The organism is Sphingomonas sp. SRS2, from assembly GCF_000971055.1.
In the GTDB taxonomy this organism is placed as follows: Bacteria; Pseudomonadota; Alphaproteobacteria; order Sphingomonadales; family Sphingomonadaceae; genus Rhizorhabdus.
Genome location: NZ_LARW01000077.1, coordinates 1 through 22,397, shown reverse-complemented (window position 1 = coordinate 22,397; position 22,397 = coordinate 1). Strand labels below are relative to the sequence as shown.

The following is a 22,397-nucleotide window of genomic DNA, read 5'->3' as shown; positions in this document are numbered from 1 at the left end:
AAACTGGTTACGGATCGATAACGTATTTTAATCCAATATGCTCCCGAAAATCCCCATTTACGGCAGCAGCGGCCCCCAAGCCGGGTCCGACCCGTCGAGCGGAGTCGGGACCGGACGTTCGTTGACCCCCGTCAGATCGACCGACCAGAGATCGGCCTTGCCCGAGCCCTGACCGGTGCGGAAGAACATGATGACCCGGCCGTTGGGCGACCAGCTCGGCCCCTCGTCCTGCCAGCCGTTGGTCAGGATCTTCTCGCCCGAACCGTCGGTGCCCATGACTCCGACCGCGAAACCCCCGCCCAGCTTGGTGAAGGCGATCAGGTCGCCGCGCGGGCTCCACACCGGGGTGGCATAGCGGCCGCCGCCGAAGCTGATCCGGTTCTGGTTCGAGCCGTCGGCGTTCATCACATAGAGTTGCTGCCCGCCCGATCGGTCGCTTTCGAAGACGATCTTCGATCCGTCGGGCGAATAGCTGGCGCCGGTGTCGATACCGGGCGAGGTCGTCAGCCGCTCGGCACGGCCGCCGCCCGCCGGAACGCGATAGAGATCCGTGTTGCCACCAACCGCCATCGAGAAGATGATGTGGCGGCCATCAGGCGAGAAGCGCGGCGCGAAGGTCATGTTCGGCTGATCGACGACCAGCCGCTGGCTGCCCGAGCCGACGTCATAGACGTAAATGCGCGGCCGCTGGTTGGTATAGGACATATAGACCAGCCTCTGCCGGTCCGGCGCGAAGCGCGGGGTCAGCACGATCGTCTGGCCGTTGGTGATGAACCTGTGGTTCGCGCCGTCCTGGTCCATGATCGCCAGCCGCTTGATGCGGTTGGTCTTGGGACCGGTTTCGGAGACATAGACGACGCGGCTGTTGAAATAGGGGCCTTCGCCGGTCAGGCGGGTGTAGACCATGTCCGAGCATTTATGCGCCGCCTGCCGCCACTGCGCCGGCTGAACGATGAAGCCGTTGCGGGTCAGCTCGGTCTTGGCGAGGACATCGAACAGATAGCAGGCGACCGTCAGCGAGCCGTCGCCATTGAGCTGGACGAACCCCTGAACCAGCGCCTGCGCGCCGCTCTGCGTCCAGAACATATAATCGGGCGCGTTGGTCTGCGATTGGCTGACCGTCTGGAGCGCGCTCTTCGGCAGCGGGTTGAACAAGCCGCTATTTTTAAGGTCATTGGTGACGATGTCAGCGATCCGCTGGCCCAGCGACGCGGTGTCGCCTGCGGGCGTGTTCGCCACTGCGGGAGTGGCCATGCCGGGTATGGCGATCGGCATCGGCTGGGCGATGCCGCCGATGATATCGACCTCGAGCTGCGCCCGGGCGGGCGCGGCGAGGACGAGCATCGCGGTCAGAAAGGACAGGGCAAGGGGAAGGCGCATTCTCGTCTCCTGTGCCCCTGTTGTCGTGGTTAGACCCGAAAGCAGGGGGGTAAGTCAAATATTGTACGGTCAGCCCATCTGTGCCGGGCGGAAATTGAAGATCAGATCCTCCCACCCGCCCTCATAATATTCGGCAGGCAGCTTATAGGGGGCGCAGCGTTGCAGGGCGCGACGTGCGGCTTCGTTCATCTGTTGCACATAGGCCTGATTGGAGCCGGTGACGCCCGTATTGCCGACGACTTCGGGCGCGACCGCGATCGAGCCGTCCTTCTTCAGCCGCATCCGCACCTTGGTGATGATGGTCAAGGCGTCGGTGCCGCCGGTCGGGATGGTGTAGCAGGGCTTCACCTGGCTCGCGATCAGCGCGGACAGGCCATTCATTGCGATCGGGCTGATCGCAGCCACACGCGGCGCGGTCGCCTTGCCGGTCGACTTCTCGACCGGAATCCCTTTCAGGAAATCGGTGCCGAGCGATGTCGCCTTGGGCTTCGCCTTGGCCGGGGGCGCAGGTGACGCGGGGGCGGGCTTCGCCGGTGGTGTCTTCGGCGGGGGCGGCACCGGCTTATCTGCCGGGCGGGGCGACGGGGAAGGGTTGGGCGGCGCGGGTTGCGGCTGCGGCGGGGTCGGCGCGGGATCGGGCGGGGCGTCCTCGACGGTCGGCGCGACCTCGGGAGCCTCGGCGGCCTGGGGCGCTTCCTTCGACATTTCGGGCGCGGCGGAGATCAGCCCGGCCTTGTCGACGAGCATGACGTCCATCGGTTCGCTGAGCTTCGGCAGTTCGCGCACACTCATCAGGTTGAGCGACAGGATCGCCAGCAGGCCAACATGGCCCACCACCGACAGACCAAGCCCCGCGCGCTCCGCCCGCTGCATCAGGGAACTGCCGGCTCGGGGACCTCATCCCCGTCGATTCGCCCTCCGCCGCTCTGGGCGCCGCCGGTCGAGGAGCCCGCTTCGCTCTCGCCCAACGTCACGAGCGCGACGCGGTTCAGCCCGGCATGATTGAGCGCGCCCATCACCGCCATTACGCGGCCATAGTCGAGCGCGCGGTCGGCGCGCAGGAAGATCTGCGGACCGTCCTTGCCGGTGCCCGACTTGGCGGCGATCTGGGCGAGCTGTTCGGGAAGCGCCGACATCTGCACCTCGCGGTCATCGATGAACACCGCTCCGCCCTTGTCGATCGACAACTGGACCGGCTTCTTGTCCTGATCGAGCGCGCCCGCCGAACTTTCGGGCAGATCGACCGGGACGCCCGCGAGCAGCAGCGGCGCCGTGACCATGAAGATGATCAGCAGCACCAGCATCACGTCGACCAGCGGCGTGACGTTGATGTCCGCCATCGGCGCACGCCGGCCGCCACGGCCCGAGACGGGGCCCATTGCCATCAGGCGCGCTCCAGCTCTCGGCTGAGGGTCATGTGCAGCGCATCGCCAAAGCGGTGGAGCTGGCCCTCGATCTTGCCGACCTTATGCAGCAGCCGGTTATAGGCGATGACCGCCGGAATCGCGGCGAACAGGCCCAGCGCGGTTGCGAACAGCGCCTCGGCAATGCCGGGTGCGACGACGCCGAGCGAGGTGTTCTGCGACGCCGCGATATCGGTGAAGCTGCGCATGATGCCCCAGACGGTACCGAACAACCCGACGAAGGGCGTGACCGATCCGACCGTGGCGAGAATATTGAGCCGGTCGGACAGGCGGTCAATCTCCGCCCCTGCCGCCGACGCCATCGCATTGGAAAGCCGCGCGCGGGTGCCGTCGCGGTCGACCGGCTTGCCGGTGCGCACCGAACGCCGCCACTCGGCGACCCCGGCGGAGAAGACTTTCGCGGCGGGCACGTCCTGCCGCCCAGGGCCTTCGTAGAATTTGTCGATATCTTCCGATTTCCAGAAATCGGCTTCGATCGCCTTGCTGGCCTTGAGCGCCTTGTTGAGCGCCATGCTGCCCGACAGGATGATCGTCCAGGTCCAGATGCTCGCGGCGAGCAACCCGATCATCACCGACTTCACGACGATATCCGCCTGAAGAAACAGCGCGATCGGCGACATGGCCGATGTCGATGCGGCGACCGCCACCTCCTGCATCATCAACTTATTCCGTCCCTCTATATCGTTCGAACGTTTCCAGCCACTGGCGGGGCTGGCGCTTCGGCCGGCCGTTCGGGCCGACCAGAGCGACCGAGATATCGGCCTCGACCAGTGTTTCGGCCCCGCGCATGACTCTCTGATGAACGGCGCACATCGCGCCGCTCATCCTGCCGACCCGGCTGACGACGAGGAGATCGTCATCGAGCCGCGCCGGCGCCTTGTAGCGCATGGCGACCTCGACGACGACATAGGCGCCCTCCCCGCCCTCCATCGCGCGCCGTTGATCGACCCCGGCCAGCCGCATCATGTCGGATCGGGCCCGTTCCATGAAGCGCAGATAATTGGCGTGGTAGACCACGCCGCCCGCATCGGTATCCTCGAAATAGACGCGCAGCGCGAACAGATGCGCACCCGCTTCGAAGCGGCCGGAATAAGGCGTTTCATGCATGCTGAACGCCTTTCTAAGCGATCGGGGACCGAAATGAATCCCTTTTGTTGGGATTTTCGGGCGCTTGTCTCACTCAAGCGTCATCCCGGCGAAGGCGGGTACCCCGGCGAGGCCCGCCACCTCATATCCGGCCCGGCGGCCGGGATCACAGCCTGAGCCGGGATAACGCCTGTTCAGACCGCGTCGAACAGTCCGTTCTGCCCCGCCTCGGGCGGCGGATTGAGCCCGAGATGCTTCCAGCCGCGGCCGTTCAGGCAGCGGCCCCGCGCGGTGCGCGCGATCAGGCCGAGCTGGATCATATAGGGCTCGATCACGTCCTCGATCGTATCGCGCGGCTCGGACAGGCCGGCGGCGAGCGTCTCCACGCCGACCGGGCCGCCGCGATAGATGTCGGCGATCATGTGGAGATAGCGGCGGTCCATCGCATCAAGGCCGAGCGCGTCGACTTCCAGCCGGGTCAGCGCCTGATCGGCCACCGCCCGGTCGACGATCGGCGCGCCGAGCACATTGGCGAAGTCGCGCACCCGGCGCAGCAGCCTCCCGGCGATGCGGGGCGTACCGCGCGCGCGGCGCGCGATCTCGACCGCGCCATCGGGTGCGATCGGCAGGCCAAGCAGCCGGGCGGCGCGGCTGACCACCTTCTCCAGTTCCTCGACCGTGTAGAATTGCAGGCGAATCGGAATGCCGAAGCGGTCCCGAAGCGGGGTGGTTATCAGCCCCTGCCGCGTCGTCGCGCCCACCAGGGTGAAGCGCGGCAGATCGATCCGCACGCTGCGCGCCGACGGTCCCTCACCGATCATAAGGTCGAGCGCGCGATCCTCCATTGCCGGATAGAGGACCTCCTCGACCGCAGGCTGGAGCCGGTGGATCTCGTCGATGAACAGAACGTCGCCATCCTCGAGATTGGTGAGCAATGCGGCGAGATCGCCCGATTTGGCGATCACCGGCCCCGACGTCGCGCGGAAACCCGCCCCCATCTCCTTGGCGATGATCTGGGCCAACGTCGTCTTGCCGAGCCCCGGCGGCCCGAAGAACAGGACATGGTCGAGCGGTTCGCCACGCTGGCGGGCCGCTTCGATGAACACGCGCAGATTGTCGCGTGCCGCCTGCTGGCCCACAAATTCCTCGAGCGATTTCGGCCGTAGCGCCGCGTCGATATCTTCGGGGCGGCGGTTGCCCGCGATCAGGCGATCACTGTCTGTCATGGTCGCGCCCGGCCTAACCATGGTTGGGTGCGGCTGTCGATCTCAGTCATGCTCGATTCCGTCGCCGACGATCTCGACCCAGGGCAGCTTGCGGTTCTCATAGACAGAAAACCATGGCGCAGGCAGGTCGGTGCCCGCAAAGCCGCCCATCGCGACCGCGCGAACGCCCGGCATGGCATCGACATCGTAGAAGAGCGTCGATCCGCAGTCGGGGCAGAAATGGTGGAAGCCCTTGCCGCCGCTGGCAGCGATGCGCATCCAGCTGCGGTACGTCCCGCCGATCTCGATCTTGTCGACCGGGAAGCGGATCTGCGCGGAGAAGGCGCTGCCCGAACGTCGCTGGCAATCATGGCAATGGCACACCGACACGCGCACCGGATCGCCCTCGCAGGTGGCGGTCAGCTGACCACAGTGGCATTGCGCGGTGACGGGTCCGATCATTTCGCCGCCTTGCGCAATGCGAGCCGCACCACGGCATCCAACGTGGCGTCGTCGCCCAGTTCCTCGACCGCCGCGCCGACCGCGGCGCTCGCTTCGGCGGGACGGAAACCGAGATTGGCGAGCGCCGACAGCGCGTCGTGCGCCGCGCCGCCCTTCGCCGCTGTCGCCGGGGCAAGGCCGGGACCGATGGCGACACCACCCATCTTGTCCTTCAATTCGTTGACGATGCGCATCGCGAGTTTTGGGCCGACGCCATTGGCGCGCGCAACCATCGCCTTGTCGCCACCGGCAATCGCCCGCGACAGCTCGGTGGCGTCGAGCACCGACAGGATCGACAGCGCGACGCGGCCGCCGACACCTTGGACGCTGGTCAGCAGGCGGAATGTCTCGCGCTCCGCCGACGATCCGAAGCCGTAGAGGGTGATCGCGTCCTCGCGCACCTGCATTTCGGTGAACAGCAGCACATCGCCGCCGACCTCACCGATCGCCGACAGCGTACGGCCCGAACACCAGACCAGATAGCCGACCCCGCCGACATCGAGCACGGCATGATCCGCCGTGCTTTCGGCAAGCACGCCCCGCAAGCGCGCGATCATGCGACCACCCGGCGCATCGCGCGCGCGCTGGCGAGATGATGGGCATGGGTGATGGCGACCGCGAGCGCATCCGCCGCGTCGGGCCCGGCGAGCTTCACGCCGGGCAGGAGAACCTGGACCATCGCCTGCACCTGCCTCTTCTCCGCGCCGCCCGTCCCGACCACCGCTTTCTTGAGCACCGATGGATGATATTCGCCGACATGGAGCCCGGCATTGGCCGCCGACAGCAGCACGACGCCGCGCGCCTGACCGAGCTTCAGCGTCGACTGCGGGTTGCTGTTGCCAAGAACCTCCTCGACCGCCGCGCCATCGGGCTGGTGCTGATGGATCACGTCGACCAGCGCGCCGTGTAGCAGCGATAGCCGCCGCGCCAGTTCCATCGACGGCTCGGTCTTTATCTGACCATTTGCGATGTGCGACAATCGGTTGCCGTCAGCCGCGATCACACCCCAGCCGGTGGTGCCGAGGCCAGGATCGAAGCCTATCAATATCATCGGAGCGCGCGAGCCATGTTCATAACATGTTCTGTTTTGCGCAAGTGGCCGGATTTGTGAAGCGAAAAGCGTCGGGGGAATAACGCCCTTTCATCACCCCAGCGAAAGCCGGGATCTCAGTTCCCCTATCGCCTGTCAGGAACGGGGCGCCGAAAGGCAGTGGGATCCCAGCTTTCGCTGGGATGACGACCCTGTGGTTTGGCGACCCCGGATCAGCCGCCCAGCTTCGCCATTACATCGTCGGGCACGTCATAATTGCCCCACACGGTCTGGACATCGTCATCGTCGTCGAGCGCGTCGATCAGCTTGAGGAGCTTGGCGGCGTCGTCCTCGCCCACCGTCACCATCGTCTGCGGACGCCAGGCGAGCTTCGCGCCTTCGGGTTCGCCCAGCACAGGCTCGAGCGCCTTGGCGACTTCGTGCAGCGAATCGAGCGCGGTCCAGATCTCATGGCCGTCCTCGGATGAGCTGACATCCTCGGCGCCGGCTTCGAGCGCGGCCTCGAACACCTTCTCGGCGTCACCCGCGGCGGCGCTGTAGCTGATCAGGCCGAGCCGGTCGAAGGCATGGCTGACCGATCCGCCCGCGCCGAGATTGCCGCCATTTTTCGAGACCGCGGTGCGGACGTTGGTCGCGGTGCGGTTGCGATTGTCGGTGAGGCTCTCGATGATCAGCGAGACGCCGCCCGGGCCGAAGCCCTCATAGCGGATCTCTTCGTAATTCGCGCCGTCATTGGACGATGCCTTGTTGATCGAGCGCTCGATATTGTCCTTCGGCAGGCCTTCCTTGCGCGCGGTGATCACCGCTGAGCGCAGACGTGCATTCATCGCCGGATCGGGCAGGCCCATCCGCGCCGCGACGGTGATTTCGCGGCTGAGCTTGGAAAAGAGCGACGAGCGCTTCTTATCCTGCGCACCCTTGCGGTGCATGATGTTCTTGAATTTGCTATGACCGGCCATTGCCGCCCCATCCTGAATCTATCGTTGAGTGGCGGGCTCTCTAGCCTTCCGGGACATGGGAGCGCAAGCCATCCGCGTCGCCGCGGCGGAGGCCGGGGCGACGCAATAGATCAATCCACGAACAACAGCGCGGGCGTCTCGATCAGCCGCTTGAGCGCCTGGACGAAACTGGCGGCGTCCCAGCCGTCGACGACGCGGTGGTCGCAGCTGATCGACAGGTTCATCAGCTTGGCGGCGACGATATTACCGTCCTTGTCGAACGCCGGGCGCTCGACGATCTTGTTCGGGCCGATGATCGCAACCTCGGGCCGGTTGATCACGGGCGTCGTCGCGATGCCGCCGAGCGGGCCGAGCGAGGTGATCGTCAGCGTCGAGCCCGACAATTCCTCCGACTTCGCCTTGCCGGCGCGCGCGGCCTCCGCGAGGCGGGTGATCTCTGTCGCGAGTTGCCACACGTTGCGGTCCTGCGCGTCGCGGATCACCGGGACCATAAGCCCGGCGTCGGTCTGCGCCGCCATGCCGAGATGGACCGCGCCCGATCGGTTGATGATCCCCGCCTCGTCGTCATAGCGCGCGTTGATCATCGGGAAATCGGGCAGCGTCTTGCAGATCGCGGTGATCAGCAGCGGCAGCATCGTCAGCTTGGGCTTGGCCCCACGCGTCGCGTTCAGATCGGCGCGCAGATCCTCGAGCTTGGTTACGTCGATTTCTTCGACATAGGTGAAATGCGGGATGGTGCGCTTCGACGCGGCCATATTCTCGGCAATGCGACGGCGCATCCCGATCACCTTGATCGCTTCATCGGCGCGCTTGCCGCCCGCAGGGCGATAACCGCCGCCGCTATTGTAGCTGAGAAAGGCGTCGAGATCGGCATGGCGGACGCGACCACCTTCGGCAGTCTTCACATGCGACAGGTCGATGCCGAGATCCCTGGCGCGCTGGCGCACCGCCGGCGAGGCGAGGACGCGGGCATGTCCGGCGCTGGCGGGGGGCGCGGCTTCGGACCGCGCTTCGGCAACAGGTTCCGGCTTCGCCTCGGCGACAGGCTCAGGCACCGGATCGGGCTTCACGACCTGCGCCGCCTCATTGGGCGCGGTCTGGACCGCAGGCGCCGGTTCGGACGCGGGGGCCTCGTCGCCCTCGGTCTCGAACACCGCGAGGATCGAGCCGATCGCGATCATCTCGCCGGCCTCGCCCGCGATCTTCACTATCTTGCCGGCGACCGGAGCGGTCATCTCGACGGTCGCCTTGTCGGTCATCACATCGGCGATCGGCGCATCCTCCTCTACGACGTCGCCTACCGAGACATGCCAGGCGACGATCTCCGCTTCGGCAATGCCCTCGCCGATGTCGGGGAGTTTGAAGCTATAGGTTCCCATCTCGGATCAATCCTGCATCACGCGCTTGAGCGCTTCGGTCAGCCGCACGGGGCCGGGGAAATAAGCCCATTCGAGGCTATGGGGATATGGCGTGTCCCAGCCGGTCACGCGCTGCACGGGGGCCTCCAGCGAATGGAAGCAATGTTCCTGGACCAGCGCGGACAGTTCCGCGCCGAAGCCGCTGGTCTTGGTCGCCTCATGGAGCACGAGGCAGCGGCCGGTTTTCTTCACCGAGGCCGCGATCGTTTCCATGTCGAGCGGCACCAGCGTGCGCAGATCGATGATCTCGGCGTCTGCGCCGGTGTCGGCGACCACGCCCTGCGCGACATGCACCATCGTGCCATAGCAGAGAATGGTGACGTCATTGCCTTCGCGCACGACGCGCGCCTTGCCCAGCGGCACCTTGTAATAGCCCTCGGGCACCTCGTTTTCGGCGAATTTGCTCCAGGGCGACACGGGGCGATCATAATGGCCGTCGAACGGGCCGTTATAGATGCGCTTGGGCTCGAAGAAGATGACCGGATCGTTATCCTCGATCGCCGCGATCAGCAGGCCCTTGGCGTCATAGGGATTGGACGGAATCACCGTCTTCACGCCAGAGACATGGGTGAACAACGCTTCGGGCGACTGGCTGTGAGTCTGTCCGCCGAAGATACCCCCCCCGAAGGGCGTGCGCACTGTGATCGGCGCGGTATATTCAGCCGCCGAGCGGTAGCGCAGCCGCGCTGCTTCGGAGACGAGCTGGTCGAGCCCGGGATAGATATAGTCGGCGAACTGAATCTCGGGCACCGGGCGCAGGCCATAGGTCGCCATGCCGACCGCGACGCCGATGATGCCGTTTTCGCTGATCGGCGTGTCGAAGACGCGAGTCTTGCCGTGCTTCTTCTGCAGGCCCTCGGTCGCCTTGAAGACGCCGCCGAAAAAGCCGACATCCTCGCCCAGCACGACGATCTTGTCGTCGCGGGCCATGCTGACATCCAGCGCCGAATTGATCGCCTGGATCATGTTCATGGTGCGGGTCTCGCCCGCAGCTTCCGCCATCACGCTCATATTCCCGCCGCCTTGCGCTCTTCGAGCATCTGTTGCTGCTGCTCGCGCAGGTGCCAGGGCATCTCCTCGAACACATCCTCGAACATGCTGTCGAACGACAGCTTCAGGCCGTCATGAAGCAGGCCGTTCTTCTCGGCCTCCTTCTGCGCGGCGCGCACCATCTCGGCGAGTTCCTTGTCCTGCGCAGCATGGCGCTCCTCATCCCAGATACCGAGCGCGATGACATGCTGCTTGAGCCGTGCAATCGGGTCGCCGAGCGGCCATTTGACCCCTTCTTCGGCGGAACGATATTTGCTCGGATCGTCGGAGGTGGAATGGCCTTCGGCGCGATAGGTGAAATGTTCGATCAGCGTCGGGCCATGATTGCCCCGCGCCCGGTCCGCCGCCCATTGCGTCGCCGCATAGACGGCGAGGGCATCGTTACCGTCGACGCGCAGGCCTGCAATGCCATAGCCCACCGCGCGCGCCGCGAAGGTCGTCGCCTCGGCCCCCGCGAAACCCGAGAAGGACGAGATCGCCCACTGGTTGTTGATCACGTTCATGATCACCGGCGCGCGATAAACGGACGCGAACGTCATCGCCGAGTGGAAATCGCCCTCCGCGGTCGATCCCTCGCCGCACCACACCGCCGAGATGCGGGTATCGCCGCGCGCCGCGCTCGCCATCGCCCAGCCGACCGCCTGCGGATATTGGGTGGTCAGGTTGCCCGAAATCGAGAAAAAATTGGCACCCTTGACCGAATACATGATCGGCAGCTGACGGCCCTTCAGCCGGTCGGCGCTGTTCGAATAGATCTGGTTGATCATGTCGACGATCGACCAGTCGCGTGCGATCAGCAGGCCCTGCTGGCGGTAGCTGGGGAACAGCATGTCGTCATAATCGAGGGCGTGCGCGGCCGCGACCGAGGTTGCCTCCTCGCCCAGGCATTTCATGTAGAAGCTGGTCTTGCCCTGGCGCTGCGCCCGATAGAGCCGGTCGTCGAAAGCGCGGGTCAGCACCATGCTGCGCAATATCTTGAGCAGCGTCTCCGGCGCGAGCCGCGGATTCCACGGCCCTTGCGCCATGCCATCATCGTCGAGCACCCGGATCATTTCATAAGGCAGGTCGCGAATGGCGGCTGGATGCATGTCGATCCCGGGCCGCGCCACCGCGCCGGCGACTGGCATCTCGAACGCGCTATAGTCGGCCTCATCGCCCGGCCGGAACGCGGGCTCGGGTATGTGGAGCGACAAGGGCGGCAGGTTACGGCCGGTCATGGACTGCTCATCCTCTGCTTCTAAATGGTCAGTATTCCTGACCCATATTTTAGCTATAGCTCGTTGGAATAAAATTACAACAATGATGTCGGCCTGCCAAGCGCCACCCGTCGCGAGCCGTCAGCATGAACGCGGCGCGACCGGCTTTTCTCCCCGCCATCGCCCAAAAGGCAAAGCCTAGGAGCGGATCGGCAACCGGCAGATGGCCTCAAGCCCGCCGCCCGGACGGTTAACGAGAACGAGGCTGCCACCATGCTCCTGTGCGATGCCCCGAGCGATGCTCAACCCGAGTCCGATGCCCCCCGTGCTGCGATTGCGCGATGGCTCGCCGCGCTCGAACGGGCGGAACATCGCCTCCAATGCGCTCGCCGGCAGGCCGGGCCCACGATCGGCGACGCGGATTTCGGCTTCGCCATCGATGTGCGCGACGCCGATCTCGACCCCGCCTCCATAGGTGACGCCATTGTCGATCAGATTCTGGAACAGCCGGCGCAGCGCCATCGGATCGCCCGACACCTCGACCGGATCGACCGCGCCGAGCGTCACCGGCCGACCAACCTCCTGCTCATCGCCCGCAAGGTCGCGCAGCAGTTGATCGAGCGCAATCGGCTCGACGACGCTGATGCTGCCGGTGTCGCGGACGAAGGAGATCGTGGCAGCGATCATCGCGCGCATCTGCTCGATATCGGCCTGAACCTTCTCGCGCATTTCGTCGGGGGCGCCCTCGATACGAAAGGCGATACGCGCGAGCGGCGTGCGCAGGTCGTGCGCGATCGCCCCGATCATGTTGGTCCGTTCGGTCAGATAGGCCGACAGCCGCTGCTGCATCCGATTGAGCGCGTGGACGGTCACGCGCAGCTCGGCGGGGCCTTCCTCGGTGATCTGCGGCGCCTGTGGATTCGCGCCCAGCCGATCGGCGGCGTCGGCGATCCGGCGGATCGGCCGGGCGAGCGCGCGCGCGAATATCCAGGCGAAGGGTATCATCACCAGCACGCTCACCCCGAACAGCATCAGAATGCGCTGCTGCCAGGGAGCGATCCAGGCGCGCGGCGGAGTGCGCACCACGCGCCAGCCCGCATCGGTGCGCAACCCCGCGACGACGGTATCAAAGAAGATCGGCTCGCCCCGGCGCACGATCACGCGGCGTTCGTGGCGGCTGTGGAAAGGCATGTTGCTGCGCTGGTCGGGCTCGAAATAGAGTCGGACGTCAGCGGTCGGGACGCCGATCCGCGCCGCGAGACGCTCGCTGAACGCTTCCGAACTGATCATCGCGCCCTCGGACAGCGGCGCGGCGGGCCGCTCGACGATGCTCAGCCGCCGTTCGCGTTCACGTTCATCGGCATCGCCCCGGTCCCGGTCCCTGCGGCGTTCCTTCCTCACACCCTTGTCGTGCGGGTTGACCATATCCCAAATCCGCTCGCGCGGCAGCTTCCGGCCAGACAACGCCTCGGCAATGTCCGACAGGCTGTTGAAATCCGGGCGCGGCGGTGGCGAGGCGAGGAACAGGCCGACCGTGACGACGAACACCACCGCAACGCTGGCGAGCAGCAGCAGCAGCGTCTGCCAGAAGATCGAAAGGCCGCCGCCGCGAGTCATCACTCACCCTCGACCTTCAGGGTGAACATATAGCCTTCGTTGCGGATCGTCCGGATCGGATCGTCGGGGCCGAGTTTCTTGCGCAGCCGGCTGATCGTCACATCGATCGCTCGGTCGAACACTTCGCTGTCGACACCCTTGCCCGCCTCGATCAGCTGATCGCGGCTCATCACGCGCTGCGGCCGATCGAGAAATGCGGCGAGTACGCGGAACTCGGCGTCGGTCAGCGGCGCAGCCGGCGCATCTGCCCGCCGCACCTCACGCTGGACGATATCGAGCGTCCAGGGCCCGAAGCGCCGCACCGCGCCACCCGACGCGGAAATCGCCCCCTCCTCGCCGCGCCGGCGCAGCACCGCGCGAATGCGGGCGAGCAGCTCGCGCGGGTTGCAGGGTTTGGGCAGATAATCGTCCGCGCCGACTTCCAGCCCGATGATCCTGTCTGTGTCCTCGCCCATGGCCGACAGCATGATCACGGCAGGGCCACCGGGCTTGCGCACACGGCGCAGGATCGACAACCCGTCCTCACCCGGCATCATCAGGTCGAGCACGATCAGATCGGGGCGCTCGGCGGCGATCCGCGAATCCATCTCCGTTCCATCGGCGGCGCTTTCGACCCGCAGCCCGTTCGCGCGCAGGAATTCGGTGATCAGGTTGCGCAGCTCGGCATCGTCATCGACGACCAGTATCGAGGGGTTGGTGAGGCTCATCGACGGCGCTCCTTCGCCTGTTCCCTCACACGGTCGAGGCAGGCGGCATTGGCGGCGACCTGCGCCGGCGTCTTCGGCAGCAGCGCGAAGCTCAGCGCCTTGACCTGGTTGGGATCGAGATCGCGAAAGCGCTCGGCCGCCGCGGTACGGAATTCCTTCGCGTCTACCGCGCGGTTGACGTCGCTGTCCGCCGCCGCGACCGGATTGGGGATGTTGAGGAAGGCGTAGCGCCCCGCGCCCATCGCGCCGCCATAGGCCAGTCCGCCGGGCTTGCGTTTCGACGCGCGCTCCCGCTCCCCGTCGCGCGGCTTCGCGCCGGCCTCGGGCTCGCGCCGCGCCTGGTAGAGCCGGATTTCGGGAACCCCGTCCTCATAGGCATGGACTTCATCGGGCAGCAGCTCACCGTCGCCATTCTTGTCGAGCCGCGCGAAGAAGCGGTCGGCGTCGAGCATCATCTCGCCGGTGGTCAGCTTGCCGTCGTGGTCGCGATCGGCCTGCTCGAACCAGCGGCGGACCGGATCGTCGGCATCCTCCTTGGGGCGAAAGGGTTCGCCGACCGGTGACATGAACAGCTGCGCCTTGATCGGTTCGAGGCAGACCGCGGGCGGCAGCTCGGCCTTCTTCGCGGTCAGCGGCGTCGCGGCGAGCGCGAGGAGGAGGAGGAGGAGGATCGCGCGTCTCATTCGTGCCGTAACGCCTCGATCGGGTTGAGCGACGCCGCGCGGCGGGCCGGAAAATATCCGAACACCACCCCGATCAGCGCCGAGAAGAAGAAGGCCAGCAAATTGATCTGTGGATCGAAGATGAAGGGCACCTGCAGCACCGGCGCGAGCACGATCGTCGAGATCAGCGCCAGGAACAGGCCGAGCAGGCCGCCGAGACACGACAAAGTCACCGCCTCGCCAAGGAATTGCAGCAGCACCTCGCGCGCGACCGCGCCGATCGCGAGGCGGATGCCGATCTCGCGGGTCCGCTCGGTCACGGAAACGAGCATGATGTTCATGATCCCGATGCCGCCGACGAGCAGACTCACCGCCGCGACCGCGCCGAGCAGCGAGGTCAGGATCTGGGTCGTCCCCGACAGCGTGTCCGAAATCTGCTTGGTGTCGAAGATGTTGAAGTCGTCGTCGGCATCGGCGGTCAGATGGCGGCGCTCGCGCAGCAACTTCTTGAGCGAAGCCTGGATCTGCTGGCTGTCATAGGCGTCGTCGACCGAGACCATAATCGTACGGACGTCGCGGTTGCCGGTCATACGCCGCTGCACCGCCTTGTACGGCATCAGCACAATATCGTCCTGATCGTTGCCGAAGCCGCCCTGCCCCTTCGATGCGAGCGCGCCGATGATCTCGCACGAGATATTCTTGATGCGGAAGCGCTTGCCGACCGGATCGGCGCCCCGGAACAGGCGCGAGCGCACGGTGTTGCCGATGATACACACCGCCTTGCCGGCCTGCTCCTCCGCGGGGCTGAATTCCCGCCCGCTCGTGAAGGTCCACGGCTGGGCGATGAAATATTCGCGGTTAGTGCCGTTGACCGTCGTCGACCAGTTGGCGGCATTGTACACGGCCACGCCGGTTGACTGGACCAGTGGCGCCACCGCGGTGACGCCGACCAGCTGGGTGCGGATCGCGTCGAGATCCTCGATCTTGAAATCAGCCGGCTGCGGACCGCCGCCGCCGCGCCCGAAGCCCTGGCCGGGGCGGACCTGCAAAACGTTCGAGCCGAGGCTGGAGATCTGCTGCTTCACCGCCGCGGTCGCGCCATTGCCCAGCGTCACCATCGTGACGACCGCCCACACCCCGATGACGATGCCGAGGATCGTCAGGAAGGAGCGCAGCAGATGCCGGCGTATCTCGCGCAGCGCGAGGAGGAAGGTGGTGGCATACATCAGGCGCGCACTCGCACATTACCGTCGCCCCGGCGGAGGCCGGGGCCGCTACCGAATGCGGGTAGGCATTGCAGCAAGAGCCTCTGGCGGCCCCGGCCTCCGCCGAGGCGACGGACGATATTCGCCATCACGCCTTCACCCCCGCCCCATCCTTGTTCTCGATCCGCTCGACCAGGCCATCGCGAAAGTGGATGATCGTGCGGGCGAAGGCGGCCATCTCGGCCTCGTGCGTCACCATCAGCACGGTGATGCCGCTATTCTGGTTGAGGTCGGTGAGCAGCTCCATGATCTCGATCGAGCGTTCGGTGTCGAGATTGCCGGTCGGCTCATCGGCGAGCAACACGTCGGGATGGGTGACGATCGCGCGCGCGATCGCGACACGCTGCTGCTGGCCGCCCGACAGTTCGGCCGGGGTATGATCCCACCAGTCGGCGAGGCCGACCTTGTCGAGCGCGGCCATCGCCAGTTCGTGGCGACGCGCCTTGTCTTCGCCACGATAGACCAGCGGCAGTTCGACATTCTCCAGCGCGGTGGTCCGCGCGAGCAGATTGAACCCCTGGAAGACGAAACCGAGATAGCGCCGCCGCAGCAATGCGCGCTGATCGCGTTCGAGCCGTTCGACATGATGGCCGCGAAACAGGAACTGCCCGTCGGTCGGTACGTCGAGGCAACCGAGGATATTCATCGTCGTCGACTTGCCCGATCCCGACGGCCCCATCACCGCAACGAAATCGCCCCGCGCGATATCGATGTCCACGCCCTTCAGCGCCGAGAAGGCGGTCGCGCCCTCGCCGAAGACCTTGGTGACGCCGCGCAGCGATATCAGCGTTTCGCCGAGGGCGATGTCACTGGGCATTGCGCCGCTGTCCACCACCCGAACCGCCGCCCGACTGACCGCCGCCGGAACCACCACCGGAGCCGCCGCCATCGGCCGCATATTGACCGATCACGACCTGTGCGCCCTCGGCGAGTTTACCCCCGGTCACTTCGGCCTGGCTGCCATTGCTTTCGCCCACGGTGATCTCCACCGGCTCGGGCTTGCTGCCGCCATCGGCGACGACATAGACGGTCTGCTTGCTGCCGCGTCCGATCGATGCTTCGCGGCTGCCGCTTCCGCCGCCGCGTCGCATCGGGCGTGGCGCGAGCACACTGGTCAGACCGCCGCTCGCCGCCGCCTTGCGATCGGGCGAGAAGCGCAGCGCCGCCACCGGCACCAGCACGACATTCTTCTTCTCAGTGGTGATGATGTCGGCGGTCGCGGTCATGCCGGGGCGCAGCACGCCCTGTGCGTTCGACACGGTCAGCCGCGCGGTATAGGCGACGACCCCGCTGGTCGTGGTGGCGGTCGTCGTCGACGTACCGCTGGTCGTCGCATTGGCGCCGATATCGACCCTCTCGATCATCGCGGGAAAGGTGCGGCCGGGGAAAGCGTCGACGGTGAAGGTCGCCTTCTGGCCCTTCTTCACCTGCCCGACGTCGGCCTCGTCGACCTTCACCTCCAGCCGCATCTGGCTCAGGTCCTCGGCGATCGTGAACAGCACCGGTGAATTGAGCGAGGCGGCGACCGTCTGTCCCGGCTCGATCGAGCGCGACAACACCTGGCCGTTGACGGGCGACTTGATGAACGCCTTCGATAACGCGGTCTGCGCCGACGACAGCGACGCGCGCGCCTGATCGACCGCCGCCCGCGCCGTCGAAACGCCGGCCGCCGCCCTGGCCGCATCGGCCCGGGCGACGTCGAGCTCGGTCGCGGACGGCACCTTGCCGCCCGATAATCGCCAGACATTCTCCTGCCGCCGCAAGGTCGCTCGCGCCTGCAACGCGGTCGCCTCGGCCTGCTCGACCCCGGCCTGCGCCGAGGCGAGGCCGGCCTGCGCCTGATTCACCGAATCCTGCAGCCGTGACGGGTCGAGCTTGGCGAGCAGCTGTCCTTTGCGCACCCGGTCATTATTGTCGACATAGACCTCGACCACCGTGCCCGACTGTTCCGAGCCCACCTCGACCTGATTGGTCGGGGCAAGATTGCCGGTCGCCGAAACCATGACGGTCAGGTCGCCGCGCTCAACCGGGCGGGTCGCATAAGCGGCCTTGTCGTCGCCGCCCCAGATCAGCCGCCACAGGATGATCAGCACCACGACAACCGCGAGGCCGATGCCGATCCGCCGGAACAATGCCGCGCGCGGGGAGCTCGGCTCGACACCCAGGAATTCGTCGAGATCCTGCTCGGGCTGTTTTTCGGGTTCGGTCGTCATCAGCGTTTCATTCCGGATGTCGCGGTCGCACCGCTTTCATAGGGGCCCGGGGCCGGGATAGGCGCATTCTGCCACCCTCCGCCCAGGGCCTTATAGAGCTGGATCGTCGCGCCCGCCCTCGCGGCACGCGCCGATGCGGTCGCGTCCTGGCTCGACAACAGGCTGCGCTCGCTGTCGAGCAATGACTGGAAGTCGATGAGCCCTGAGCGATATTGCAGCCGGGCATAGCGCGCGGCGTTGTTGGCTGCCTCATAGCTCACCGCGAGATCGGCCTCGCGCCGCTCGGCGACCTCGCGGCCCTTGAGCGCGTTCTCGGCTTCCTCGAGCGCGGTCAGCACCGCTAGGCGATAGGCGTCATAGGCGGCATCGGTCGCCGCGCGCTGGCCTAGAATCGCGGCGCGAATCTGCCCGCCCTCGAAGATCGGCGCGGTGATGCCAGCGACGAGGCCGCCGATTCCCCCGCTGATCACATCGCCGACCGACGTGGCCGACCCCGCGAAGGAGCCCGACAGCCGCAACGCCGGATAGAGTTGCGCAGTCTGCACGCCGATACGGGCGCTTTCGGCGGCGAGGCTGCGTTCGGCGCTGGCGACATCGGGACGGCGCTCGATCACCTGCGCGGGAATCGGCGCGCCAACCCCGGGAGCCAGCGGAATCGAGGCAGGCGGATCGATCAGCGCCGTCACCGCACCCGGCGCCTCGCCGAGCAGCACCGCGATATGATTGACCGCTGTCATATAATCATTTTCGAGCGTCGGGATTGATGCGGCGGTCTGCGCGCGAAGCTGGCGCGCCTGCTCATAGTCCAGGCTGGACACCAGCCCCGCCTGTCGCCGCCAGCCGACGATCTCTAACGTCTCATCCTGCGAGGACAGATTCTCACGCGCGATGCGCAGCCGGATCTGCGCGAGCCGCGCGTCGACATAGTTGAGCCCGACTTCGGCGGCGATGCTCGCCTGGGTGAAGCGCAAATCGGCCTCGCTGGCCTCGGCCGAGGCGCGCGCGGCCTGGATCGACCGGCGGATGCCGCCGAACAGATCGGCCTCCCACGCAACGTCGAACCCCCCGCGATAAATGGTGGTGTCGCCGCCCGTGCTGATCGTCTGGCCGGTGGTGGTGTCGATCCGGGCGTTGCTGTCGGCGCCGATACTGCGCGAGACCGAGGCGCTGACCCCGGCGCTGGGCAGCGCCTGTCCCTGGGTGCCGCGCAAGGCGGCGCGCGCCTGACGCAGGCGGGCGGCGGCGGCGCTGACGTCGAGATTTCCGGCAAAGGCGCGGTCGATCAGCTGGGTGAGGACCGGGTCCTCGAAGCTCTCCCACCAGCGCGCGAGATCGGCAATATCCTGTTCGGCGGTGATCGTGGGAGAGGCGTTGAACTGGTCGGGAATGCCGAGCGCAGAGGCGCTGGGCGGCCGATAATTCGGGCCGGCATTGCACGCGGACAGCGCGAGCACCGCCACCGCGAGAGCGGGACGTGACAGGCTGGAAAGGCGACCGTCAAACTTCATGCCGTTGCTCTACGGCCCTTTCATGTCTCAGGATTTCACCGCTGAAACGCGGATGACGCACCGCACATAAGCCGCGTTGTTGTCCGACCGCAACAAGCGGGACGGCAAAATGCCCGCCCACCAGGTCGGCGGACGGGCATTTTGACGCGCCTTAACAGCGCGACGGGTTATTTCAGGGCAGCAAAGGACGCTGCCTGCTGACCCACCAGCGTGACTTCCACGCGGCGGTTCTGCTGGCGGCCGGCGTCGATCTTGTTGTCGGCGACCGGCTGGCTCTCGCCATGGCCGACGGCGGTGATCCTGTCCGGCGCGACGCCCATGCCGCCCAGCGCGGTGCGCACGGCCTGGGCACGCGCTTCCGACAGCTGCTGATTATAGGCGTCCGCGCCCTGCGAGTCGGTATGGCCGTCGATGCGGACCTTCACCTCGGGATTGGCCTGGAGATATTGCGCAAGCGGCTGGAGCCGCTGCGCCGAACCGGCCTTCAGATCGGCCTTACCGGTTTCGAAGACCACATCCTGAAGGACGAGGGTCGCGCCAAGCTGGGTCTGCTTGAGCTGATAGTCGCGCATCTCGGACTTCAGCTTCTCGGCCTCGGCGCGCGCCGAGGCGGCGTCGGCCTGCGCGGATGCTGCGCTGGCTTCGGCGCTGGCGAGCTTGTCATTGGTCTTCGCCGCCGCCTGTGCCTTGGCCTGGTCGACATCCTGTTTCAGCATGGCGATGCGGGCGCGGGCGCGGGCCGTGGCGAGCAGCGCGTCGATCTCGCCGGCGACGGCTTCTGCCTGACCCGATTTGTCATTGTCGAGCTTCTTGTCGAGCTTCGCGATCCGGTCCGACGCGCGATCGAGATAGACCTGACCATATTCGGCGACGCCCGGCTCGGCACGCGCAACCGCGATCTTCTCGCGATAGGCATCGGTGACGAATTTGTCGGTCTTGTCGGCCATGGCCGGGGCGGCGACGCCCGCGAGTGCCGTGGCGGCCGCTAGGCTGAGCATGAATTTGTTCATGATGTATTCCTTAATTCACGGCGATCTTGGAACGCTCGGTTTCGAGCGCACGCAACTCGGCGGTGGCGACCGCGAGATCGGCCAGCGCATTGGCTTCATTGGCCAGCACGGTCGCATGGCGGTCCTCATCCTTCTTGAAGCGGGCATTGGCCTCCTCGAGAATGGTCCGGCTCTTGTTCAGCACGTCACCGGCATTGCCGCCGACACCGGCCTTTTCAGCCGAATCGAGCTTTGCCTTGGCCGCCGCGATCGCGACGCGGGCGTCGTCCTCATCGCCGGCGAACGCCGCGCCGGGCATGGCAATTGCCGACAGGCTCGCGGCTGCGAGCCCGATCATCATAAGTTTCTTCATGGTCGTCACTCTCCGATCACTTCTGCACGGTCGCTAAACCGGCCTGGACGGGGCTGGTTCCGTGTCGCGGGCGACGTTCATGTTGTAGGCGGGCCGCCAAAGGCGTATTCTGCCGGTATAATCTGGGAGAGGCCGATGCGCGCGTTCCTGTCGATTCGTCACCGCGTGATGGCGCTCGCCGCCCTTGGCCTGCTGGCCTGCGCCGCGAATGCCGCCACTCCCGAAAGCGCCGAAACCGACCACGTCCAGGGCGGCCGCGATCTGAGCGCGCGGCTGACCGTTCCCGTCACCATCAACGGCGGCGGCCCCTATCACTTCGTCGTGGACACCGGAGCCGAGCGCACCGTGATCTCGCGGGAACTGGCGAAGCGGCTGACACTGGCCCCCGCCGGGCGCGTCACCCTGCTCAGCATTGCGGGCAGCGACTCGGTCGACACCGCGATGGTCCCCGAACTGCGGCTGACCGCTCGGGGTAACCAGCTTTCCGATCTCGAGGCCCCGCTACTCGCCGAATATCATCTCGGTGCGGTCGGCATGCTCGGCATCGACAGCCTGCAAACCAAGCGGGTGGTCCTCGATTTCCGCAAGATGCGGATGTCGGTCAGCGATGCGCCGCGTAACAGCCGCACCGTCAGCGACGAGATCGTCGTCACCGCGCGCCGGAAGCTTGGCCAGCTGATTCTCATCGATGCCGAAGCCGAAGGGCAGAAGATCGCGGTGATCATCGACACCGGCTCGGCGGTATCGATCGGCAATCCGGCGCTACGCGACCGGCTGGCGCGTCGCGGCAAGCTGGGCCGCTCGATACCGATCAGCATCACCAGCGTCACCGGCGGCACGACCCCGGCGGAGTACACCGCAGTCAAACATATCCGCATTGGCGGCGCGACGCTCAACAACATGCCGATCGCCTTCGCCGATCCGCAAATCTTTCAGCGCCTCGGCCTCGACAAGAAGCCCGCGCTGCTGCTTGGCATGGATGCGTTGCAGATGTTCGACCGGGTCTCGATCGATTTCGCGAACCGCAATGTCCGCTTCCTGATGCCGGGCGACGCCTGGCAGATGCCGCCGCCACAACTTGCCGGAGAGGTCACGCCGCGCCGCGGCTGATCATGATCCCCCCCATCCCGCTTTTTCCAATGGAGAATCGCATGCGTTCGCTGCTCAATGTCGCCTGCCTGTTTACCGCCCTCGTTCTGCCACTGGGCATGGCTCAGGCTGCGTTGCCGGTCGGGGCCAAGGCCCCCGCTTTCGAGACCCAGGCGGCGCTCGCCGGCAAGAATTCCCGCTTTTCGCTCGCCACGGCGCTGAAGAAGGGACCGGTGGTGCTCTACTTCTTTCCGGCCGCCTTCACGCCGGGCTGCACGGTCGAAGCGCATGAGTTCGCGGAGGCGACCGACGATTTCAACCGGATGGGCGCCACGGTGATCGGCATGGCCGCTGATAGCATCGAGGATCTCAACCGCTTCTCGGTCAAGGAATGCCGCAACAAATTCGCGGTCGGCGTCGCCACTCCGGCGATGATCAAGGGCTATGACGTGCCGCTGAAGATGATCGGCATCTCGTCTGGCCGGACCGACCGGACCTCCTATGTCATCGCCCCCGACGGCAAGATCATCTTCGTCCATAGCGAGATGGGCGTCGCCGGCCACGTGAAGGGCACGATGGCGGCGGTTAAGGACGCCTTTGTCTTCTTCATCAGCGGCGCGAAGGAGCGCAACCCGGCTGCGGCGCAGGCGCTGATCGCGCAATTGTCCTGACTGCATTTGTCACGGTCGGCCGAGGCGCTGATC

At 66.2% G+C, this 22,397-nt stretch carries 23 protein-coding genes and 1 pseudogene; 2 read left to right on the top strand and 22 right to left on the bottom strand.

Annotation, left to right across the window (positions count from 1 at the left end; translation table 11 throughout):
- Positions 1 to 57: 57 nt before the first annotated feature.
- The 22 genes and pseudogenes from tolB to WP12_RS09090 form a co-directional block, all read right to left on the bottom strand.
- A pseudogene (gene tolB, locus WP12_RS09195) lies at positions 58 to 1,329 on the bottom strand (Tol-Pal system beta propeller repeat protein TolB); the annotation flags it as partial.
- A gap of 120 nt (positions 1,330 to 1,449) precedes the next feature.
- Complete coding sequence (locus WP12_RS09190) at positions 1,450 to 2,253, bottom strand: hypothetical protein (RefSeq protein ID WP_052730287.1); 804 nt, start codon at positions 2,251 to 2,253, stop codon at positions 1,450 to 1,452.
- On the bottom strand, positions 2,253 to 2,765 hold the full coding sequence (gene tolR / locus WP12_RS09185; RefSeq protein WP_046193416.1) for a protein TolR: 513 nt from the start codon (positions 2,763 to 2,765) through the stop codon (positions 2,253 to 2,255). The genes WP12_RS09190 and tolR overlap by 1 nt, the downstream gene beginning before the upstream one ends.
- Positions 2,765 to 3,463, bottom strand: coding sequence for a protein TolQ (tolQ, locus tag WP12_RS09180; protein WP_046193513.1), 699 nt, complete (start codon positions 3,461 to 3,463; stop codon positions 2,765 to 2,767). The genes tolR and tolQ overlap by 1 nt, the downstream gene beginning before the upstream one ends.
- A gap of 4 nt (positions 3,464 to 3,467) precedes the next feature.
- On the bottom strand, positions 3,468 to 3,911 hold the full coding sequence (gene ybgC, locus WP12_RS09175) for a tol-pal system-associated acyl-CoA thioesterase (protein ID WP_046193415.1): 444 nt from the start codon (positions 3,909 to 3,911) through the stop codon (positions 3,468 to 3,470).
- A 173-nt stretch (positions 3,912 to 4,084) separates the two neighbouring features.
- Positions 4,085 to 5,116 carry a Holliday junction branch migration DNA helicase RuvB gene (ruvB, locus tag WP12_RS09170; protein WP_046193414.1) on the bottom strand — a complete coding sequence of 344 codons (1,032 nt, stop codon included), beginning with the start codon at positions 5,114 to 5,116 and terminating at the stop codon, positions 4,085 to 4,087.
- A 42-nt stretch (positions 5,117 to 5,158) separates the two neighbouring features.
- The gene (locus WP12_RS09165; RefSeq protein WP_046193413.1) at positions 5,159 to 5,557 is read right to left on the bottom strand and encodes a GFA family protein; all 399 of its coding nucleotides are present in this window, start codon (positions 5,555 to 5,557) and stop codon (positions 5,159 to 5,161) included.
- Positions 5,554 to 6,153 carry a Holliday junction branch migration protein RuvA gene (gene ruvA / locus WP12_RS09160; protein ID WP_046193412.1) on the bottom strand — a complete coding sequence of 200 codons (600 nt, stop codon included), beginning with the start codon at positions 6,151 to 6,153 and terminating at the stop codon, positions 5,554 to 5,556. The genes WP12_RS09165 and ruvA overlap by 4 nt, the downstream gene beginning before the upstream one ends.
- Positions 6,150 to 6,647, bottom strand: coding sequence for a crossover junction endodeoxyribonuclease RuvC (ruvC, locus tag WP12_RS09155; RefSeq protein ID WP_046193411.1), 498 nt, complete (start codon positions 6,645 to 6,647; stop codon positions 6,150 to 6,152). The genes ruvA and ruvC overlap by 4 nt, the downstream gene beginning before the upstream one ends.
- A gap of 212 nt (positions 6,648 to 6,859) precedes the next feature.
- Complete coding sequence (locus WP12_RS09150; RefSeq protein ID WP_046193410.1) at positions 6,860 to 7,606, bottom strand: YebC/PmpR family DNA-binding transcriptional regulator; 747 nt, start codon at positions 7,604 to 7,606, stop codon at positions 6,860 to 6,862.
- Between the two features lie 110 nt (positions 7,607 to 7,716).
- The gene (locus WP12_RS09145) at positions 7,717 to 8,985 is read right to left on the bottom strand and encodes a dihydrolipoamide acetyltransferase family protein (RefSeq protein WP_046193409.1); all 1,269 of its coding nucleotides are present in this window, start codon (positions 8,983 to 8,985) and stop codon (positions 7,717 to 7,719) included.
- A 6-nt stretch (positions 8,986 to 8,991) separates the two neighbouring features.
- On the bottom strand, positions 8,992 to 9,996 hold the full coding sequence (locus WP12_RS09140; RefSeq protein WP_046193512.1) for an alpha-ketoacid dehydrogenase subunit beta: 1,005 nt from the start codon (positions 9,994 to 9,996) through the stop codon (positions 8,992 to 8,994).
- A gap of 35 nt (positions 9,997 to 10,031) precedes the next feature.
- Complete coding sequence (locus WP12_RS09135) at positions 10,032 to 11,291, bottom strand: 3-methyl-2-oxobutanoate dehydrogenase (2-methylpropanoyl-transferring) subunit alpha (RefSeq protein WP_046193408.1); 1,260 nt, start codon at positions 11,289 to 11,291, stop codon at positions 10,032 to 10,034.
- A gap of 177 nt (positions 11,292 to 11,468) precedes the next feature.
- The gene (locus WP12_RS09130; RefSeq protein ID WP_046193407.1) at positions 11,469 to 12,887 is read right to left on the bottom strand and encodes a sensor histidine kinase; all 1,419 of its coding nucleotides are present in this window, start codon (positions 12,885 to 12,887) and stop codon (positions 11,469 to 11,471) included.
- Complete coding sequence (locus WP12_RS09125; protein ID WP_046193406.1) at positions 12,887 to 13,594, bottom strand: response regulator; 708 nt, start codon at positions 13,592 to 13,594, stop codon at positions 12,887 to 12,889. The genes WP12_RS09130 and WP12_RS09125 overlap by 1 nt, the downstream gene beginning before the upstream one ends.
- Positions 13,591 to 14,277 (bottom strand): EF-hand domain-containing protein, encoded by a 687-nt coding sequence (locus WP12_RS09120; RefSeq protein ID WP_046193405.1) that lies wholly within the window; start codon positions 14,275 to 14,277, stop codon positions 13,591 to 13,593. Before WP12_RS09120 ends, WP12_RS09125 begins: the two co-directional genes overlap by 4 nt.
- The gene (locus WP12_RS09115) at positions 14,274 to 15,482 is read right to left on the bottom strand and encodes an ABC transporter permease (RefSeq protein WP_046193404.1); all 1,209 of its coding nucleotides are present in this window, start codon (positions 15,480 to 15,482) and stop codon (positions 14,274 to 14,276) included. The genes WP12_RS09120 and WP12_RS09115 overlap by 4 nt, the downstream gene beginning before the upstream one ends.
- 127 nt (positions 15,483 to 15,609) lie before the next feature.
- Positions 15,610 to 16,338: an ABC transporter ATP-binding protein gene (locus WP12_RS09110; RefSeq protein ID WP_046193511.1), complete on the bottom strand. Its 729-nt coding sequence runs from the start codon at positions 16,336 to 16,338 to the stop codon at positions 15,610 to 15,612.
- Complete coding sequence (locus WP12_RS09105; protein WP_046193403.1) at positions 16,328 to 17,734, bottom strand: efflux RND transporter periplasmic adaptor subunit; 1,407 nt, start codon at positions 17,732 to 17,734, stop codon at positions 16,328 to 16,330. Before WP12_RS09105 ends, WP12_RS09110 begins: the two co-directional genes overlap by 11 nt.
- Positions 17,734 to 19,242 (bottom strand): efflux transporter outer membrane subunit, encoded by a 1,509-nt coding sequence (locus WP12_RS09100; RefSeq protein WP_046193402.1) that lies wholly within the window; start codon positions 19,240 to 19,242, stop codon positions 17,734 to 17,736. Before WP12_RS09100 ends, WP12_RS09105 begins: the two co-directional genes overlap by 1 nt.
- A gap of 167 nt (positions 19,243 to 19,409) precedes the next feature.
- Positions 19,410 to 20,252, bottom strand: a complete 843-nt coding sequence (locus WP12_RS26345) for an OmpA family protein (protein WP_052730286.1) — start codon at positions 20,250 to 20,252, stop codon at positions 19,410 to 19,412.
- A 10-nt stretch (positions 20,253 to 20,262) separates the two neighbouring features.
- Positions 20,263 to 20,604 (bottom strand): DUF4398 domain-containing protein, encoded by a 342-nt coding sequence (locus tag WP12_RS09090; RefSeq protein WP_046193401.1) that lies wholly within the window; start codon positions 20,602 to 20,604, stop codon positions 20,263 to 20,265.
- Positions 20,605 to 20,739: 135 nt separating this feature from the next.
- Here WP12_RS09090 and WP12_RS09085 point away from each other — a divergent pair, with 135 nt between their 5' ends.
- Together WP12_RS09085 and WP12_RS09080 are read left to right on the top strand one after the other, a co-directional pair.
- Complete coding sequence (locus tag WP12_RS09085; RefSeq protein ID WP_046193400.1) at positions 20,740 to 21,714, top strand: retroviral-like aspartic protease family protein; 975 nt, start codon at positions 20,740 to 20,742, stop codon at positions 21,712 to 21,714.
- Positions 21,715 to 21,755: 41 nt separating this feature from the next.
- Positions 21,756 to 22,364, top strand: a complete 609-nt coding sequence (locus tag WP12_RS09080; protein WP_084691065.1) for a peroxiredoxin — start codon at positions 21,756 to 21,758, stop codon at positions 22,362 to 22,364.
- Positions 22,365 to 22,397 lie beyond the last annotated feature (33 nt).

Excerpts from the sequence above, each read along its gene's own strand:
- WP12_RS09190 (WP_052730287.1), bottom strand. The coding sequence starts at position 2,253 with ATGCAGCGGGCGGAGCGCGCGGGGCTTGGTCTGTCGGTGGTGGGCCAT.
- tolR (WP_046193416.1), bottom strand. The coding sequence starts at position 2,765 with ATGGCAATGGGCCCCGTCTCGGGCCGTGGCGGCCGGCGTGCGCCGATG.
- WP12_RS09130 (WP_046193407.1), bottom strand. The coding sequence starts at position 12,887 with ATGACTCGCGGCGGCGGCCTTTCGATCTTCTGGCAGACGCTGCTGCTG.
- WP12_RS09105 (WP_046193403.1), bottom strand. The coding sequence starts at position 17,734 with ATGACGACCGAACCCGAAAAACAGCCCGAGCAGGATCTCGACGAATTC.
- WP12_RS09080 (WP_084691065.1), top strand. The coding sequence starts at position 21,756 with ATGCGTTCGCTGCTCAATGTCGCCTGCCTGTTTACCGCCCTCGTTCTG.
- WP12_RS09150 (WP_046193410.1), bottom strand. The coding sequence starts at position 7,606 with ATGGCCGGTCATAGCAAATTCAAGAACATCATGCACCGCAAGGGTGCG.
- ruvB (WP_046193414.1), bottom strand. The coding sequence starts at position 5,116 with ATGACAGACAGTGATCGCCTGATCGCGGGCAACCGCCGCCCCGAAGAT.
- ruvA (WP_046193412.1), bottom strand. The coding sequence starts at position 6,153 with ATGATCGCGCGCTTGCGGGGCGTGCTTGCCGAAAGCACGGCGGATCAT.
- WP12_RS09120 (WP_046193405.1), bottom strand. The coding sequence starts at position 14,277 with ATGAGACGCGCGATCCTCCTCCTCCTCCTCCTCGCGCTCGCCGCGACG.
- WP12_RS09145 (WP_046193409.1), bottom strand. The coding sequence starts at position 8,985 with ATGGGAACCTATAGCTTCAAACTCCCCGACATCGGCGAGGGCATTGCC.
- WP12_RS09090 (WP_046193401.1), bottom strand. The coding sequence starts at position 20,604 with ATGAAGAAACTTATGATGATCGGGCTCGCAGCCGCGAGCCTGTCGGCA.
- WP12_RS09125 (WP_046193406.1), bottom strand. The coding sequence starts at position 13,594 with ATGAGCCTCACCAACCCCTCGATACTGGTCGTCGATGACGATGCCGAG.
- WP12_RS09135 (WP_046193408.1), bottom strand. The coding sequence starts at position 11,291 with ATGACCGGCCGTAACCTGCCGCCCTTGTCGCTCCACATACCCGAGCCC.
- WP12_RS09100 (WP_046193402.1), bottom strand. The coding sequence starts at position 19,242 with ATGAAGTTTGACGGTCGCCTTTCCAGCCTGTCACGTCCCGCTCTCGCG.
- WP12_RS09085 (WP_046193400.1), top strand. The coding sequence starts at position 20,740 with ATGCGCGCGTTCCTGTCGATTCGTCACCGCGTGATGGCGCTCGCCGCC.
- WP12_RS09140 (WP_046193512.1), bottom strand. The coding sequence starts at position 9,996 with ATGAACATGATCCAGGCGATCAATTCGGCGCTGGATGTCAGCATGGCC.
- WP12_RS09110 (WP_046193511.1), bottom strand. The coding sequence starts at position 16,338 with ATGCCCAGTGACATCGCCCTCGGCGAAACGCTGATATCGCTGCGCGGC.
- ybgC (WP_046193415.1), bottom strand. The coding sequence starts at position 3,911 with ATGCATGAAACGCCTTATTCCGGCCGCTTCGAAGCGGGTGCGCATCTG.
- WP12_RS26345 (WP_052730286.1), bottom strand. The coding sequence starts at position 20,252 with ATGAACAAATTCATGCTCAGCCTAGCGGCCGCCACGGCACTCGCGGGC.
- WP12_RS09115 (WP_046193404.1), bottom strand. The coding sequence starts at position 15,482 with ATGTATGCCACCACCTTCCTCCTCGCGCTGCGCGAGATACGCCGGCAT.
- tolQ (WP_046193513.1), bottom strand. The coding sequence starts at position 3,463 with ATGATGCAGGAGGTGGCGGTCGCCGCATCGACATCGGCCATGTCGCCG.
- ruvC (WP_046193411.1), bottom strand. The coding sequence starts at position 6,647 with ATGATATTGATAGGCTTCGATCCTGGCCTCGGCACCACCGGCTGGGGT.
- WP12_RS09165 (WP_046193413.1), bottom strand. The coding sequence starts at position 5,557 with ATGATCGGACCCGTCACCGCGCAATGCCACTGTGGTCAGCTGACCGCC.